This window comes from Ruegeria sp. CDSA021, assembly GCF_059612325.1.
On the sequence record NZ_JBXWQJ010000009.1, the window covers coordinates 179,501 to 195,948 of the forward strand.

The window sequence follows — 16,448 nt, forward strand, 5'->3', positions numbered from 1 at the left end:
CAAGGACGAAGCCATGCCGTACCTTGATGTGCGCCAAATCGACCCTGTGCGCGATACCAAATCCGCATTCCTGCCGATTGTTTGGGAAGGAGCCGCATCGCGCCTCCTACAGCGCCTTTTCCCGAAACACTTATATCGGTGCCGGTTTTTCACACGCTGGTTTAGCATGATGAAGGTTCGATAATGCGCAGATGCACCGGCGTTGGTATAGATTGTGGGGCGTCGCTCGCCGTTTGATCAAACGCTTGTCCGGACGTTATGAAAATACCGGAATTGTGCAGTTGGTAGTTAACTGTTCTTTTGCTTTGTAGGTTTTCGGCAGCGAAAAAGCTTCAGTTGTTTTAAGGCATACGGTTAGAGGCGCCAATAGTCCTAAACAATCATCTGTTGCAACCAAGTTGAAATGTCACTGGTTGTGCAAAGTAGGAATGTCCCAGGTGTAGAGGAACGGTAGCGAAGCCTGCCAGAGTGGAGACCTCCAACATCGGAGCTCTGGCCGGCTGCGCAGGCCTGCTTGCATTTCCGGTCTGCGAGGGAATTCCAGCCGGTGCTTCGGCGCAGATGACCTCGACGTTTAGCTCCGCCAGTGCGCGGCCGAATAGTGTCATGCCAGTCATATTTTTGTTGGGCTTGGGAACTCGAAAGACGGTGTGTTTGTCACTGTAGAAAGCGACGGGACGTCCATGCTTAAGCAGATAGCGCTCCAAGGCTTCGAAGTAGCTGAACGTGCTTTCGGAAGTCACAAATCGCAGCTCCATCAACGTGCTGGTCGCGTCATCAGTGAAGACGAGCAGGGTGCAGGGGTCGCTTCGATCCTCGAACCATCGGTGATCCGAACCATCAATCTGCATCAACTCGCCATAGCATTCACGGCGCAAACGCGGCTGGTGGAAGGTCCGTCGCTGTTTGCGCGACAGCCAAATCCCTTCTTCGACCATCCATTTGAGCAATGTCTTGCGTGAGACCTTGAACCCGCGATGTTAGGCAAAATTCTCAGCGGCCAACGTCGGCCCGAAATCCGCATAGCTTTCTTTGATCAACGCCAAGGCATAGTCGCGCTTTGCCTTGTGAATCCGATTGTTCGGAGGTTTGCCGCGCGCCTTGTGCCGGATCGCAGCTGCTCCATCCGCGCGATATCGCTTCAACAGCCGACACACTTGGCGCCCTGTCAGATCCAGCAGGTTCGCCGTATTATCAACTGTCAGCCGGCCATCATCGACCTGCGCCAACACCTCTACGCGGTTCAACTCACGCTCGCTCATCATCACCCAACCCATGTCCGCTCGCCCTCAATGACTTTTGAGGGTAGTGTGACATTCTTGAATTGCTCTTGGGTGACGTTTTTGCTTTGCGGCTACAGTTTAAAAACGCTCATAATCAACATTATGTTAAAGAAAGAGTGCCGACAATCAACCTAGGAAACCGTCGTGCTGAGGGACCAGATCACTTTAGTATCTGCTCGTCAGTGAAAGCGGTCGTTTTCTTCTGACCGGCCTAGGCATGAAACACAATCCGCCTTTGCCATGAGAATCGGAAAATGGGAGCGCATTCCGCAGTTACTCGCCCGGAGGAGACCGTGGGTGCAAAAATCGAATGGCTGTTGCGTCTCCATTCAATCCGACAACAAAGCGATGATCATATCGGTCTCGGGTCTTCGGCGCGATTGCGGTGGCACTCGGACCATTAGGGAAAGACCTGTTGGGCAGGGTTGCGCACGTGCAACCGCCAACGCATGGGATGTCAGAGCCTCTTCGAGCAGACAAAGATGCCCCATCAACACGCCTGCCCCGGCCTTGGCCTCTTCGACTGCAAGACTATATAGCGAGAACTGCGGGCCTGCTTTGGCATCAGTCAGGCGGTTTCCTGTACTGATTGACCACGTGACCCAATCGTCTTTCCAGACCTGATCATGCAACAACGGGATATCCTGAAAACCGCTGGCGCTCTGCATGCGATCCAAAAGCGTCGGTACACAGACCGGAACGATGATGTCCTCACAAACGGGGATCTGGTCCGGCGACCCGTCCGGCGCGGCAAAGAAGATCGACAGATCGAACAACTCGCGTGACAGGCTTGGTGGGGTTTCCATCGCGGTGACCGAAAAGGCGATGTCGGGAAACTGCGCTCTGATTCTGCGCAGCCGTTTCGGGAGCCAGAGTTGGGCAACAGCAGGCAGGACTGCGATGTGAAAATCGGCCTTGGGTTTGAGATTGCGTAGAGCGCGGGCGGCATCGGCGAGTACGTCAAAGGCCGCTGAAAACCCATCGACCAGAGACTGTCCTTCGGGCGTCAGGTCGACCCCCTGCGCGTTGCGGCGAAACAGCGGTGTACCAGCCCACCCCTCCAGCGCTTTGATATGTTGTGAAATCGCGCCAGGCGTGACGTTTAACTCTTCTGCCGCCGCCACGAAGCTGACGTGCCGGGCCGCGGCTTCAAACGCGCGCATGGCGTTCAACGGGGGACCTTTGGGGCGTTTGGGAGCGACGCTCATTGAAATAGCCGTAGTTTTTCTACGCCAAGAAATAACAATTCTGCTTTGCGATGTCACGCAGCAGTCGTCAGACTGAAGCAAACAGGAGGATTTCATATGACACTTGCACACAGAGACTGGGTGCCTGCTCACTGCGAAGCCCGGGTTCAGGACATCGTTGCACAGGCTGCATCGGCAACGTCTGGGGAACTGTTGGCCCAGATCACACATTTGGCGGAAGAAAACCGCCGTATCCATGAGGCCGAGTGCTTTAACCTGAACCCGGCGACAAATGTGATGAATCCCAGGGCCGAGGGGCTTTTGTCTTCGGGCATCGGGTCGCGCCCTTCGCTGGGATATCCGGGCGACAAATATGAGATGGGACTGGAGGCGATTGAAGTGATCGAGGTCATCGCAGCCGAGCTGTGCGCCGAGGTGTTTGACGCCAAGTTTGCCGAGGTGCGGGTGCCGTCGGGCGCAATTGCCAACCTCTATGGCTTCATGGCGACCTGCAGGCCAGGCGACACGATCATCGCACCGCCCGCATCGATTGGCGGGCACGTGACCCATCATCTGGCGGGTTGCGCCGGGCTTTTCGGGTTACGCAGTATCGAGGCTCCGGTCAACGCGGACGGTTATACCGTCGATCTGGATCAATTACGCAGTCTTGCGAAGGCGGAGCGTCCCAAATTGATCACGATTGGTGGCAGCCTAAATCTGTTTGAACACCCCGTGGCTCAGGTGCGTGCCATCGCGGATGAAGTCGGGGCCAAGGTCATGTTCGACGCTGCCCATCAATGCGGCATCATCGCCGGGCGGGCGTGGTCCAACCCGTTGAAGGAAGGCGCGCATTTCATGACCATGAGCACCTACAAAAGCCTTGGCGGGCCTGCGGGGGGGCTGATCGTATCAAATGATATCGACATCGCAAAATCGCTGGATGCCATCGCCTTTCCCGGCATGACGGCAAATTTCGATGCGGCCAAGACCGCCGCACTGGCAGTCACAATGCAGGATTGGAAGGATTTTGGTGCGGCCTATGCCAAAGAGATGATCGATATGTCAAAAACACTGGCTCAGGCGTTGGACGCATTGGGCGTACCGGTTTTTTCCGGTGCAGGCGGATTCACTGACTCGCACCAGTTTGCCGTTCTGGCAGTGCCTTACGGTGGTGGCCAGGCAGCTTCCAAACAACTGCGTCAGAACGGCTTTCTGGCGTGTGGAATCGGTTTACCCGTCGCTCCGGTGGACGGTGACATGAACGGCCTTCGGATCGGCACACCGGAACTGGTCCGTTGGGGCATGACCTCGGGTGATGCTGATCGCTTGGCCGAGTTGATCAAGCGCGGTCTGAGTACCGAAAACATTCTGCCCGAGGTTTCGGCCTGGCGCACTGAATTTAACAGGCTGCATTTCGTGAACGCGTGACTGAAACGGCCTGTTGTCACATCGTTCCGGATTGCAGCGTTGTTGCGCTTAGCGGTCTTCAACGACTGCCGTGTGACCCTTTAACGTTGGCCTTGCCATCATATTGCAGGCGGTTGCCAGTGAAGCGTTACAAGCGACTACTTAGATCGGAGGAATATTGACAGCGCAGAGAGGCATTGGAGAATGTCCGAGAGGATCGACTCTGCAACCCTTTAAAATAAGACGCTTACACATATTGTTGGTGCGGGTGGAGGGACTTGAACCCCCAGCCCCGAGGCCCGTGAAAACAAGGCCTTAAACGGATGCTATTGGTCTCCGAAATGCCTCTCGTGGTGCCGGGGCGGAGAGATGGCAAAAATTCACTGAGTATTGGCAGATATTCGCATGCTTAGTGCGGTTGAAATACCCATGTAACGATCAGGGAGTTTCAGACAGAAAAGGAGTGAAAAAATGACCATTAAGCATTGGCTGGTACTGGCGTCCTTCTTTGTACTGGTTGGAGTTACATACGCATTGGGCGGTCCGTTCATCGCCGTCATGGTTTTTTGGGGCGTTGTCCTAACCAGTATGTTGCCTCTCGGAAAGAGTGTAGACCGCCAATCTGCAGTAGAAATTCAAAACAACAGCTCCCTGCGAGCTGATGCACATACAAAAGTGTAAAAATACTGTTCTGTCGGGCATCGGCATATCCTGGTGCCCGCTTACTAAAGTTGTTGCTATCTGAACTTGACCCAATCATCGAATGTTCTACTAATGCTCCCATGCGGAGCTGGCCCCGAACCATCCCTTTCGATCTTAAATGTAAGCTGGAACAGCTGCGTGAGTACCGCAGCGCTCCGTCCCTGCAAGATGATTGGGGTGCAGTGTTTGAATGGCTTAACGATCACGGAGTGGAACCGCTCGACCACCCGTTACCGACCGAACCAGAACAAAGTGGGCCGGTCGGTCATTTTTAGGTCAGTTGGTTTGGATTTCTTCAGCTTCCGCTTTACGGAAAACCATAAGCGTTACAAACAGTCCTCCAATCAACAGCATGTGACCGACCGCAGAAACACCAAATACAAAATAGCTGCCAACCATTAGTGAAAAGATTGCACTCCACATCCATGCTAATAGTTGCATTAGCATGTGAGCCGTTGGCAAAGAGTACTTTTTCAACGGGTTTTTGGTTTCATCCATCACCGAAGCCCAGGATGATTTTACGTCGAAACTTTTGGTCATGACTTATCTCCCTTCTATAAGGGGTACGGGTCGAAACTCGCTTCGGACCAAAAAACAAATGCCGTGACGTTTGCGGCGGAGTGCTTAGCCCACCAAAAATAACGCCGCATCAAGGCGGGGCCAGTCAGTCCACGAAGGGTTTCAGTGGGAAGCTGAAACCATAATAACTACGCACCGTGCTGAAAGCTGGATTAAAAACTGCACCCCGCACGAAGGCGAGGTGCAGCCACTCACGAGACGATTCCGAATTGGGGACGCGAAATCATACAATTTACGGAGAGTGTTAGAGTTTGGATCAAATTGCCCGTACCGCAGTTCAGAGGCAGCGAACCAAAGTACGGGCATAGCCCAATTGAAAATAGACCGGACATACCTAGACTCGGCTCATCGTTGTTGGTGGATTAGATAGGTTCGACGAAAGCGTGCTGTTGAGCAACTCAACACGAAGATCGGCTACCAACTAAACTAAGAATGTAGATGCTGCTGTGGTGCAGATAAAACTAGCCGCCCCGAACAGGTTGACCCTCAATCTAAGGTATTAACTGACTGTGTTTTTGGGCATCGGCCTGCCCTGTTGCCCATCTGTTCATCCCAGTCAGTTCCCACTTAGATCAACGATGGGGTGCCGCTAAGTTTTATGGCCGAGACAAACCCTTCTCGTCTTTCCGCACGGTCAACCCAGCATCGCCAACCCGCCTGATGCCGATGCAGCGAAAATCACATTGATCGCTCGACCTTGCCTCGGCATTTCCTGCGGCAGCGCAGAACAATTTTTCCAAACCGGACATTCAAATCGCGGAAACGGGCCGAAACCCAATCCGGCCATTCGCTGCGCTCCCGTTCTATGTCTCACATGCGGACAAAGCCGCCGTCCACTCAGCGCAAGACAGTGCCGGCGCCCGGCTCAAAGAGGACATCGCGCTTCCGCGAAATGAAAAAACAGTTGTAGCGGTTCCGTTCCAATTGATGAGCTTTCTTTACAACTAACCTTGATCACCAGAACCTTCATGCTCTTCCAGGTCCAACACCGCAGGGTCGATCATGCGTTTGCTGGCGCTCATCTTGACGGAGTTCCGCATGGCTTCGCTTCGCCGAAGTAGTCGCCGGAATCGCGCTTCGTCTAGCTCAAGCAATGTCGAGGGTGCCAACACCCGCACGTTCACACGACGGGGCCGTTTCATTAGCATGGCCAATTGCCCAAACATTTCGCCACGACCTAACCGTGTGGTGTGTCTGCCGAATTCCACTTCGACTGCCCCAGAAGCGATGAAAAACACACTCCGAGTCAATTCATCTTTGGAAAGGATCGTGTCGCCCGCGTTGGCGTAGCGGGTACACAGCGCTCTACTGAGTTTTCGCAGTGAAGCTTTGTCGAGATCAGAGAATAGTGGAAATTGCCTGACCAGATCCCGCCCCTTTAGGGCGATGTCCAGTGCCGGACGCCCTTCAGATAAAGCACGTCGTGCCGCCACTTCCTGCATCAACACTGAATATAGCTCTTCGCCTACCAGGCCATCCTCTCGCATGACGGCGTATTCTCGCTCCTCCAGTCGCAATGCTGTCCTTCGGATGAACCGCCGCTCCAGCTTTTCCGCATAGCCTGGATATTGGAGCCGCAATCCTTCAAGCGCTGTCTCAACCGCCTCGGATCGGCGCTCCAACAGGTCGTCTAGCAACTCCGCAACCCGGCGACCGTGTATCCGGCGTATGCGACCACGGACAAACCCATCGAGATCCCGAAGGATCAGACGTTGCATGAGCAGCCTTTCGAACCGGTCCGCTGTTATACGAGTGAGCGGAAACGAGATTCGTAGGCGGTTTTGCAGGAACACGGCGATCCGAAAAGATTTTCCATAGACGACGGATCGATTGGACGCGCGCTGATAGCCGATCCGCCCACCGGTCCTTGCGCCTTCAATGAGCCGATCCGCGTCTGACAGAATTTTTTCGCTGAGAACAGATGACATGGTGCGCTCTCGCATTCGGGCCAAAACAGAATCCCGCTCTGCACCGGCCAACGCAATAAGGCCAAGTGTAATCCGGTCACGATCAAGGATCTCTGCGCTGTCTTCGGCGGCCTTTACAGCCTCGTCGAGACGTTCGCTAAACTGTTTGGCTTCGTTTCTTACAATTTGGTGGGTCAGGTTGTAGTTTTCTGCGGTGCGGGACACATCCTCGCGGACCGATTGCAAGGCGACCGCGACCACCTGGCGCGACAACGCCGTATCAAGCGGAGTAAGTTTGTCGAGCCCTAGCTTTGTGATCACCGTTCGCAAGGTTGTTCCTTGGACAATCAGTGTAAACAGCGTAAAGCCAGTGGCCAAAATGCCGACCAGACGCTTGGTTTCGAGCGGTACATGAGTGCTTTCGGTGACCGCCAGTGCCAACGCCAAAGTCACGGCGCCCCGCAGCCCACCCCAAAGCATTGCGGTGCGATAGGGGCGTTCCACAGCTGGCGAAAGACCGATTGTCGTTAGCAATGGCAACAAACCGAAAAGAACCGCTGCCCGCGCCAGTGTTGCGGCAAGAACCACTACTGCCAACAGGCCAAAGTCAGACGGTTGAACTCCTTCCAACAGTCTCGGGATCAACAATGCTGCAAGAATAAAGATCAGCGCTCCGGCCCAATGTGCCAGGAGATCCCATACTTCTTGCAGATTTGTCCAAGCGACCGGTGACAAACGACCGGGGCCGGTGAGGTTGAGCGTTAGTCCTGTGACCACCACTGCGATAACACCAGAAGCCCCGACGCTTTGTTCCGCAACGATATAGGCGAGGTACGGCAGCGCGACAGAAATTGAAATCTGCGCCTTCTCCCAACGGTCTACGAAAGCCATCATCCAAACCGCCATACGCGCCATAAGCCAACCGGTGAGTGCGCCACCGGCGATCAACAGCGGAAACTGCCCCACGGCTTCACTTAGTGATGGATCAGGTCTGCCGAGCATCACAAAGCTCATGAATAGCCCGAAAAGAGCAATCGCGGCAGCATCGTTCAGGAGGCTTTCACCCTCGATTATTCGCGACAACCTGCGTGGTGCGGATATTGACCTAAAAATGCTGACAACCGCCGAAGGATCAGTTGTCGATACGATAGCGCCAATCAACAGGCAGGCGACCAGCGGTAACGCACTTACCCAACTGAGCGCATAGCCTATGGAAAGTGTCGCCACAATCACCGCCACAACGGCCATCATCAGGATGGGCATCCAGTCATCCAGCATCCTGCGCAGGTTCATGCCGAGTGTCGCCTGGAAGAGCAACGTCGGCAGGAAAACATAGAGGAAGACGTCTGACCGGATCGGCAAATCAATTATCGCCTGCGCTCCCGGGTTCAGTGCATCCGTCAAGTCAGTGTTGAGAAAGAACGTTGCGCCAAGTCCGATCACTATCCCTAGGACCGCTAGGATAACGCTGTAAGGCAGGCGCATACGTGCAGCCAATGGTTCTGCCACGCCGATTACAACAAAAAAAGAAGTGATGATGGTCGTGATGACGACAATATCCATCAGTACGTATTATCTGAGAACTCGAACTAAGGGAATTCGCCCCTAAAACAGGATCTGCTTTGTGGGATCAACGTGTTGGCTCACAAACATCCAGATTGCGCACTTGCAAGGCGTGTTTGCAATGGCGGACCGCTTTTTGACACTAGCTCCGTAAGTGAACTGCTGGAACATGTCGACCACCCCGCTTTGCAAAGTCCGCTTCCTGCGCATTGCTTTCATTGGAGCTGCGCGCAGCAACGGTCAATTTGGGCTCGAAGTGGACATTCGCTGCGCCAGGCATGAATGACTGCTCTGCGGACAAAGCTGACATCGGCTGCCGCCCAGCAAAAGTCCAAGTTGTTTGCATTGCTCAGCGGTCCAAAAAGTCGGAGATTAAACGTAGGAATAAGTCAGGTTTCTCGGCATGTAGCGCGTGAGCGCAGCCCGGAATAACTCCTAACGATGTATTGGGGATCGCCTCCCATAGCATTTGAATTTGGCTCCACGGATAGGTCCGATCTCGATCGCCCCAAAGCACAAGTGTTTCCCGCCGGATTCGGCTAAGGTTCTGCTCTCCTGACCAGGATTGCATCGCTTCAAGCCCAGCATTTATGGCGGCCAGCTTAGCTTGAGTGGCGATCCCGGCGCAGTGTTCATATCCTGGCGCAGCTTCGCAATCCAGAAACCAAGTCGCTGCGATCCGACGTGCGGTGGCCGCCGGGCCGCTTTCCGCAGCGCGCTTTTTACTGTGCTCAATTGTCTCGAACCGCCCCGGCAAGACACCGGCCGCGCCAGTTGCGTAAAGCACAAGACGGTCAATCCTTTCACCTTCGCGAACGGCAATTTCCTGAGCGATCATGCCGCCCATGGAGTGACCGAGCAGATGATACTCCTCCACTCCAAGGCCACGGAGGTGCCGGACGACCCAATCCGCATATCCGCCAATACTGTCAATTGGTGGCAGATGGGCATTTACTCCGAACCCGGGCAGGTCGACTGCAATCACATCAGCATGCTGGTGCAGGGTATCGCGACACCCATCCCATTGTGCGCTACCACCCATGAAACCATGAACAAGTACAAGGGGAGTCACTTTCGCTGACCTTGAACGATCCGGTCAAGAATCATCGCGCAGAAGAGAATGGCAAAGCCTGCGAGGATACCCTGGCCCACATTGGCGTATTGCAGCGCCTCGAGGACGTCTTCGCCCAGTCCCTTCGCGCCAATAAGCGAGGCCACCACGACCATAGCCAGTGACAGCATGATTGTCTGGTTGATACCGGCGCGAATAGAGGGGCTGGCGAGCGGCAGATCGACCTTGGTGAGAAGGTACCATTTGTTGGCGCCAAAACTGATCGCGGCTTCGCGCACGCTTTCAGGAACACCACGCAGACCCAAAACGGTAAGGCGTACCACGGGTGTCCCACCGAAGATCATAGTGACAATAACTGCCGCTGGCTTGCCAACCCCAAAAAAGGCAATCACAGGCACCATGAAGACAAACGCAGGCATAGTCTGCATGAAATCCATGATTGGCTGGATGACAGCGTAGAAGCGCGGCCGGCGCGCAGAGAACATGCCCAAAGGAATGCCAATCACGATGGAAAGCAGCGCCGCAGTGCCGAGAAGCGCCAATGTGGTCATAGCTTTTTCCCAGAAGCCGAGAAGGCCCATGTAGGCCAGAAAGGCACCAGACCATATAGCCATTCGCAAGCCAGCTGTGAGCCAGGTCAACAGAATGATCAGCGCGGCCACCACGATCCAAGGGGTCTGAACCAACGCAACCTCCATGGCATCCAACAACCATCGAATGGCCGCAGTGAGCCCGTCAAAGAACGACACACTGTTGGCAACGCACCAGGCGATAAATGCCTCTACGCTATCAATGCTGGCCAGGCGAATTGAGTTATCTGTTGGAAATTCGCTAAGAAATGAAAACCGGCCCGGGAAACTGTAGTGAACCATTGCGGTCGCGACCAACAGGATCATAAAACCCGCGCTGAAGACAATCTGGCTGACCGGCATGCCGGAGCGAATGGTGCGATCTGAGAGCCAGTCAGAAAACCAGGCCTCCAGTGCCCAGTTGGCGGCCACAGCCTGTATGAGCTTGGCTACAAGCAAGATGATTAACCCGGTGAGGGCAATCGACGGGCCTTGCGCAGCGAGCAACTCTGCCTCGGCGCGGAAGCCTTCAATATTGGCCTCCAGCCCTTCGATCTGGCGTTGAATGGCCGCGGCTCGATCCGAGCCGCTCTCTTGCGCTGCCGCAAGCTGCTGGTAGCGCAAATCTAGCGTACCTTCGATCGAGGTCACACGGGCCAGCGCGTCCGCCCCCAAGTCTCCGAACAGGCCCCGCGCGATCTGCACAAATCCGATTGCTTCGACGACAAGAAAGGCCAATGCCCATGACCAAAGCCCGCGTGCGCCGAACCAGATCGGACCAAAGAGCCCTGCCATTGCGTTGAAGGTTGCCGTAAAACGCGCGGATGCGCCGATCTTGTCGAAGTTGCGGATGTAGTAATCAGGGCTGGTGCGCACAAAGGTGCGGATATTCTCGCGGCGTTCCTCGGCGTAGGCCTGCGCGGCTTCGCTTTCTGTGTCTTCAAGGGGGTTCACACCAAGATCTTCGCTCATGACATTTCTGTCCCTTCAATCACGGTGCGCAACAGATCTGCTCGAGTGATGACACCTCTGTCTTCGCCGCCTTCGGAAACCAGAACCGGTCGTTCGTCGTCGATGGCTCGCGTAATTAAAGCGGAAAGTGTCTCATTGTGATCCACCCGGTCGATGTCAGCCGGCAGTGGGCCGTGCGTGGCGAGGTAGCTGTCCAAGGGCTGCATCGCCGCATGAGCATGCACCACCTTCAGGCGCGATATCCCGGCCACGAAATCAGCGACGTAGTCATCAGCGGGATGCATGACAATGTCCTCAGCCGAGCCGATCTGCACCATCTTGCCGTCACGCATGATCGCAATCCGGTCTCCGATGCGGACAGCCTCATCAAGGTCATGGGTGATGAAGATCGTTGTTTTCTTGAGGATTTTCGACAGCCGGATGAACTCATCCTGCAGCTGCCGCCGGATGAGGGGATCAAGTGCGGAGAATGGCTCATCCATCAATAGAACATCAGGGTTGGCCGCGAGCGCTCGGGCAAGACCCACACGTTGCTGCATGCCGCCAGAGAGTTCGTGCGCGAACTTCGCCCCCCACGCCCCCAGTTCGACAATATCGAGAATGGCGGCCGCCTGCCGCATGCGCTCGTTTTTGGCCACCTGGCGGATTTCCAACGGCATTGCCACATTATCAAGGACCGAACGGTGGGGCATCAGCGCGAAATTCTGGAACACCATCCCGATTTTCCGGTTGCGGAAAGCCTGAAGTTCCCTTGTGCCGAGCGCCATGACGTCCGTGCCCTCGATCTCGATCTTGCCGGCCGTTGGTTCAAGCAGGCGATTGAAATGGCGCACAAGTGTGGATTTGCCGCTTCCTGAGAGCCCCATGATACAGAAGATCTCACCGCGATTGACGCTGAGGCTAACATCGGCCACGCCCACCACCGCGTTGAATTCAGCAAGCACTTCGGCCTTGGTCAGGCCTCGCGCAAGAATGGCTTCAAGAGCGACCTCAGGTTTTGCCCCGAAGATTTTCCAGATGTTGGAAATTTCGATTACAGTCTCGTCGCTCATCCGCCCACCCGTGCGTGCCTTCAAATGGGACAGCACCGCTTGGCGCTGCCCGTTGTTATTGGGTCTAGCTCAGAGACCCAGCATCGAATCCACGCGATCGGAATTGGCGTTAACCCATTCGGCCGCAACTTCCTCAGCATCGCGCCCATTGGCACTGATCTCGAAGGCCAGCGAGCTTACGTCATCGGCGGTCAGGGAGAAGTTCGCGAAGAACTCAGCAATCGCCGGCGAGCGATCCCCAAGCGAGTTGGACCAGGCGATCTGCACTTCCTTCAGAGCGTCCTTGCTGGCAACCATCGATTTGTTGTACCAGTCAGGATCGTCGGAGGGCTGCACCATGACGTATTTTTCAGGGTCATAAGTCGGCTCGGTCAGCATCACCACGTCGAACATGTACCAGACGGCGTGCGGCTCATAGCAGTAGAAGGCATATCCGTCGTTTTTGGCTATACTGTCCTTGATCCGTGCGGTCTTCACAGCTTCTTCCGCGCGGATCGGATCGATGAAGTCCAGCAGGCCGTAGTCGCGCACCTTCACCTCGTTCACATTGGCCGAGGCCCAGCCGGGCGCACCGATCCACATCTCGCCCTTACCATTGCCATCACTGTCCATCGCAGCCGCTACATCGGGGCGTCCAAGATCCGCGATGTCGGTGATATTCATATCTGCGGCAAAGTCTTTGGAGACGCAGAAGCCCTGATTGCCCTGATAAGGGTTCGATGACAGCGTCACAGTGCCAGCACCATCGACATATTGCTTGGTGAACGCTTCCTGATTTGGCAACCAAACATCAGGGTGAACATCGATATCACCCTTGCCCTGATCCATCGCTTGAAAAATTGTGGCATTGTTGCCGGGCACATACTCCACTGTGCCACCGATGCGGGTGGTCACGATCTCACCCAAAACATGAGCAATGGCTTGTGCTCCGGTCCAAGTGGGAACGCCGATCTTAACCTCTTCAGCGGCGAGTGGCGCACCGAGAGCTGAAACCAAAGCCGCGCTGATCAAGTATTTTTTTAGTTTCATTTGATATCTCCTTGTTGGTTTGTTGTAGGTTTCAGGCCACGTAGCCGGGAAGTTCAAGAGTTTCGGGATAGCCAAACAGGGCTGCACTTCCGCCCGTATGCAGAAAGACGACATTGTCCATGCCGTCGAAATAGCCCTTGCGGATTTGGTCGATGAGACCATCCAACCCTTTACCCGAATAGACCGGGTCGAACAGAAGCCCTTCGGTGCGGGCCAGCAACTTAAGCGCGTCAATCATCCCTTCAGTGGGAAGACCATATCCTGCACCAACGTAGTCGCAATTTGCGCGCACTTTTTCGCGCGCAATGGGCGTACCCGTCTCCATATACTCGACAGTTCGCACTGCCAGATCATGAACCATACTTTCCTGTTTGTCTTGCGGGGCACGCACACCGATGCCCAAAAGGTGAATGTCACTTTCTAGGGCGGCAAGCCCGGCGACCAATCCAGCTTGCGTACCCGAGCTGCCGGTCGCATGTACCAGCGCGTCAATTTTCAATCCGGCATTGGCGGCCTGTTCGCATAACTCGCGCGCGCAATTTACGTAGCCCAAGGCCCCGATTGGGTTCGATCCACCGCCCGGGATGATGTAGGGTTTTTGCCCTTCTGTCTTCATCTGCGCGGCGCAGGCTCCCATCTCGGCGTTCATATCCGCCCCACCGGGACGCTTGGACACACTGGCGCCATGCAGTCGATCCAACAGGACATTTCCATTCAGAATATAGTTCGGGTCATTGGAACCCGTGCGATCCTCAAGCAGGATGTGGCACGAGATGCCAAGTTTTGCGGCCGCCGCTGCTGTTTGACGCGCGTGATTGGATTGCGTCGCCCCCTGCGTGATGATTGTATCCGCGCCTTTCTGGACTGCGTCAGCCATCAGAAATTCCAGCTTACGGGTCTTGTTCCCACCCGACGAAAGGCCGGTGCAATCATCTCGTTTGACCCATAAACGCGGACCACCCAAAACCTCGCTCAGGCGATCCATCGGCTCCAAAGGCGTAGGAAGATGGCCAAGCGATACCCGGGGAAATTTCGCCAGCGTCAGCGATAGCTCCTTGCACAAGCTCAAAACCAACTCCGGCGCGACCATCGCGTCACCACCGGTCATCTGAATTGTCTCAGCCACCACACTCTCCCTGCTTTTGCCTACAGACAAACACTTTCAAAAGGAAAAGAGGAAAAACAGTGCATATTTTGCAGGCTGCTAATACATTTTCTTTGGGTGCAAGGGAGGTGCGGATGAATATGCTGTGGTTTGATGATGTTCTGGCCCTTCTAGAAGAGCGGAACATGACGCGGGCCGCGGCCCGCAGAAACATAACACAACCAGCATTCTCAAGGCGTATTCGCAGTTTTGAGGAGTGGCTAGGGATTGAAGTTCTCGATCGCAAATCGAACCGGGTCGAGATCAGTCCGGCACTGGCCTCGAACGAAGCCGAAATACGCTCTTTGATCGCAAGGCTAAATGACCTGCGCACAAAAATTGCGCAACATGGTCCAACCGTTTCGATCGTGACGATCGCCGCGACACACGCATCGGTCGTCTCCACCTTCCCTGATATGGCACTGCGTGCACGTGCCACGTTCAAGGGGCTCCGTTTTCGTCTCAGAACTGCCAATCTGAACGATTGTGTCACACTGTTCTTGCGCGGCGATACCAACATGCTGCTATGCTATGAGGCGCAAACTGTCGCCCCAATGCCGTTCGGAGCCGGCATTCGTCGCGGAACTTGGGGTCACGACTACCTCATTCCGGTCATCGGTGGCGGATTGCGGTATGCCGTGCGTGGAAACGTTGACGTGCCTTTGGATACGCCGGCCGTCGTCTATCCCGAAAATAGCTACTTCGGCGAAGCATTGAACAAGAGCAAACTCCCGTTCGGAACCGCCGATTTTAGCAAAAACCCCGTTTGCCAGACGGCCTTTTCAAGTGGAGCAAAGGAAATGATCCTGAACGGTCTCGGTGTTGGTTGGCTGCCGTTCAGCATGGTGCACAAGGAAATTGAAAGCGGCGAGCTAATCTCCCTACGCAACCAATTGGGCCAGGAAAAGCTCGACGTGGTGGTCTATGCCCACCACCAGACCGAGATAGCGAAGATGTTGCTTGATTTCTGGACAAACAAGCCGTCTTCAAAGTCTTGAGCCCATAGAACGCCCATGAGCGCCAAAGACCATAGCCATCTGTTGGCACCAAATTTTGACCGCCGAAGGTCGTGGGAAATTGCCATGTTTCTTGCGGTATAATATTCCTCAGTTGTCCCGATTTCTTGAGTATTCAATGACCGCTTTGGGCTCAAGGCGGCCATTCGGCTGAATTCAGTGAACGGCTTCTTTACGGACAAACCTGACTCAGAAAAGTCGATTAATCTCCTGACGCTCGTTTTGACATTAGAAAACCAGAAGCATTCACTCTCTCAATGTTTTGACGATAGTCGGGTTGGGCCTGCCTCCACCGCCCCAATACTCTTTATCAGGCTCTTGGTATCCAGCCTCTTCATAAATGTCATAGCTGCACACCCTGACAACAATGATTACGAAGAGTGCCATAAGGATAGCTCTGGCAGTTGGGGTTTGGAGTAAGTATTTCATTATTCTATTCTAATATTGCATGATTGATCTGGCAAAGAAGTCCTGCACCCTTTCATTCAGCCATCCAATAAAGCCAAACTGGACGAACGCGAACTGACACTGCTGGCTGCGTCAGGACAGATCGATTCCGTGGCGAACTTGGCGAAAGCGTCGCCCAACTTCTTTGGTGCAACAAAGAAACAAATCTGACCCTCGTATTGAGTGACGTAGCTGGGTGTATGCTCAAGGCACTTTCAAAGGATTGAGCTATTAACACCGATTTTGCGAGCGCTAACCGTCACAAAGTTGGCAGAAAGTGACGTACTTCTGGCAGAACCTCGCATGCCTACTTCGAGCGCATCACCCAAATCCAACGCGTAGATTGGAATGGAGATAGACGGATGCCGAATATCGAAAGACTAGGGTCAGGACCCATTGATTTTCGTTTTGCAGCTTGATTCACGGTTCTAAAACTGAGCGGTGAACATGTCTGATCTCTTCTGGCTGACGGATGCGCAGATGGCGCGTATGGAGCCCTACTTTCCAAAGTCCCACGGC

11 protein-coding genes and 1 pseudogene are annotated in these 16,448 nt (G+C 54.6%); 3 read left to right on the forward strand and 9 right to left on the reverse strand.

The annotated features are described in order from the left end of the window. Window positions 1-548: 548 nt before the first annotated feature. Both AC2FLD_RS13860 and AC2FLD_RS13865 read right to left on the reverse strand, forming a co-directional pair. Window positions 549-1,277, reverse strand: a pseudogene (locus AC2FLD_RS13860) (ISNCY family transposase); the annotation flags it as partial. A gap of 335 nt (window positions 1,278-1,612) precedes the next feature. Next, entirely contained in the window at window positions 1,613-2,491 is an 879-nt protein-coding gene (locus AC2FLD_RS13865; RefSeq protein ID WP_496674077.1) for a LysR family transcriptional regulator, read from the reverse strand. Between the two features lie 96 nt (window positions 2,492-2,587). On the opposite strand from AC2FLD_RS13865, the gene glyA reads away from it, so the two are divergent. Further along, entirely contained in the window at window positions 2,588-3,898 is a 1,311-nt protein-coding gene (gene glyA / locus AC2FLD_RS13870; RefSeq protein ID WP_496674074.1) for a serine hydroxymethyltransferase, read from the forward strand. A gap of 450 nt (window positions 3,899-4,348) precedes the next feature. Then, entirely contained in the window at window positions 4,349-4,558 is a 210-nt protein-coding gene (locus AC2FLD_RS13875) for a hypothetical protein (RefSeq protein ID WP_496674071.1), read from the forward strand. A gap of 297 nt (window positions 4,559-4,855) precedes the next feature. Here the strand turns inward: AC2FLD_RS13875 and AC2FLD_RS13880 are convergent, their stop codons facing one another. The 7 genes from AC2FLD_RS13880 to cuyA form a co-directional block, all read right to left on the reverse strand. Next, window positions 4,856-5,119: a hypothetical protein gene (locus AC2FLD_RS13880; protein ID WP_496674068.1), complete on the reverse strand. Its 264-nt coding sequence runs from the start codon at window positions 5,117-5,119 to the stop codon at window positions 4,856-4,858. Window positions 5,120-6,102: 983 nt separating this feature from the next. Continuing rightward, window positions 6,103-8,628 (reverse strand): cation:proton antiporter, encoded by a 2,526-nt coding sequence (locus AC2FLD_RS13885; RefSeq protein ID WP_496674065.1) that lies wholly within the window; start codon window positions 8,626-8,628, stop codon window positions 6,103-6,105. Window positions 8,629-8,977: 349 nt separating this feature from the next. Further along, the gene (locus AC2FLD_RS13890) at window positions 8,978-9,700 is read right to left on the reverse strand and encodes an alpha/beta fold hydrolase (RefSeq protein WP_496674062.1); all 723 of its coding nucleotides are present in this window, start codon (window positions 9,698-9,700) and stop codon (window positions 8,978-8,980) included. Then, window positions 9,697-11,241: an ABC transporter permease subunit gene (locus tag AC2FLD_RS13895; RefSeq protein WP_496674059.1), complete on the reverse strand. Its 1,545-nt coding sequence runs from the start codon at window positions 11,239-11,241 to the stop codon at window positions 9,697-9,699. The genes AC2FLD_RS13890 and AC2FLD_RS13895 overlap by 4 nt, the downstream gene beginning before the upstream one ends. Further along, window positions 11,238-12,293, reverse strand: coding sequence for a quaternary amine ABC transporter ATP-binding protein (locus AC2FLD_RS13900; RefSeq protein ID WP_496674056.1), 1,056 nt, complete (start codon window positions 12,291-12,293; stop codon window positions 11,238-11,240). Before AC2FLD_RS13900 ends, AC2FLD_RS13895 begins: the two co-directional genes overlap by 4 nt. Before the next feature lie 69 nt (window positions 12,294-12,362). Next, window positions 12,363-13,322 carry an ABC transporter substrate-binding protein gene (locus tag AC2FLD_RS13905; RefSeq protein WP_496674053.1) on the reverse strand — a complete coding sequence of 320 codons (960 nt, stop codon included), beginning with the start codon at window positions 13,320-13,322 and terminating at the stop codon, window positions 12,363-12,365. 31 nt (window positions 13,323-13,353) lie between these two features. Then, window positions 13,354-14,367 carry a D-cysteate sulfo-lyase gene (cuyA, locus tag AC2FLD_RS13910; RefSeq protein WP_496674111.1) on the reverse strand — a complete coding sequence of 338 codons (1,014 nt, stop codon included), beginning with the start codon at window positions 14,365-14,367 and terminating at the stop codon, window positions 13,354-13,356. A gap of 140 nt (window positions 14,368-14,507) precedes the next feature. On the opposite strand from cuyA, the gene AC2FLD_RS13915 reads away from it, so the two are divergent. After that, complete coding sequence (locus tag AC2FLD_RS13915; RefSeq protein WP_496674050.1) at window positions 14,508-15,464, forward strand: LysR family transcriptional regulator; 957 nt, start codon at window positions 14,508-14,510, stop codon at window positions 15,462-15,464. Window positions 15,465-16,448: the final 984 nt, after the last annotated feature.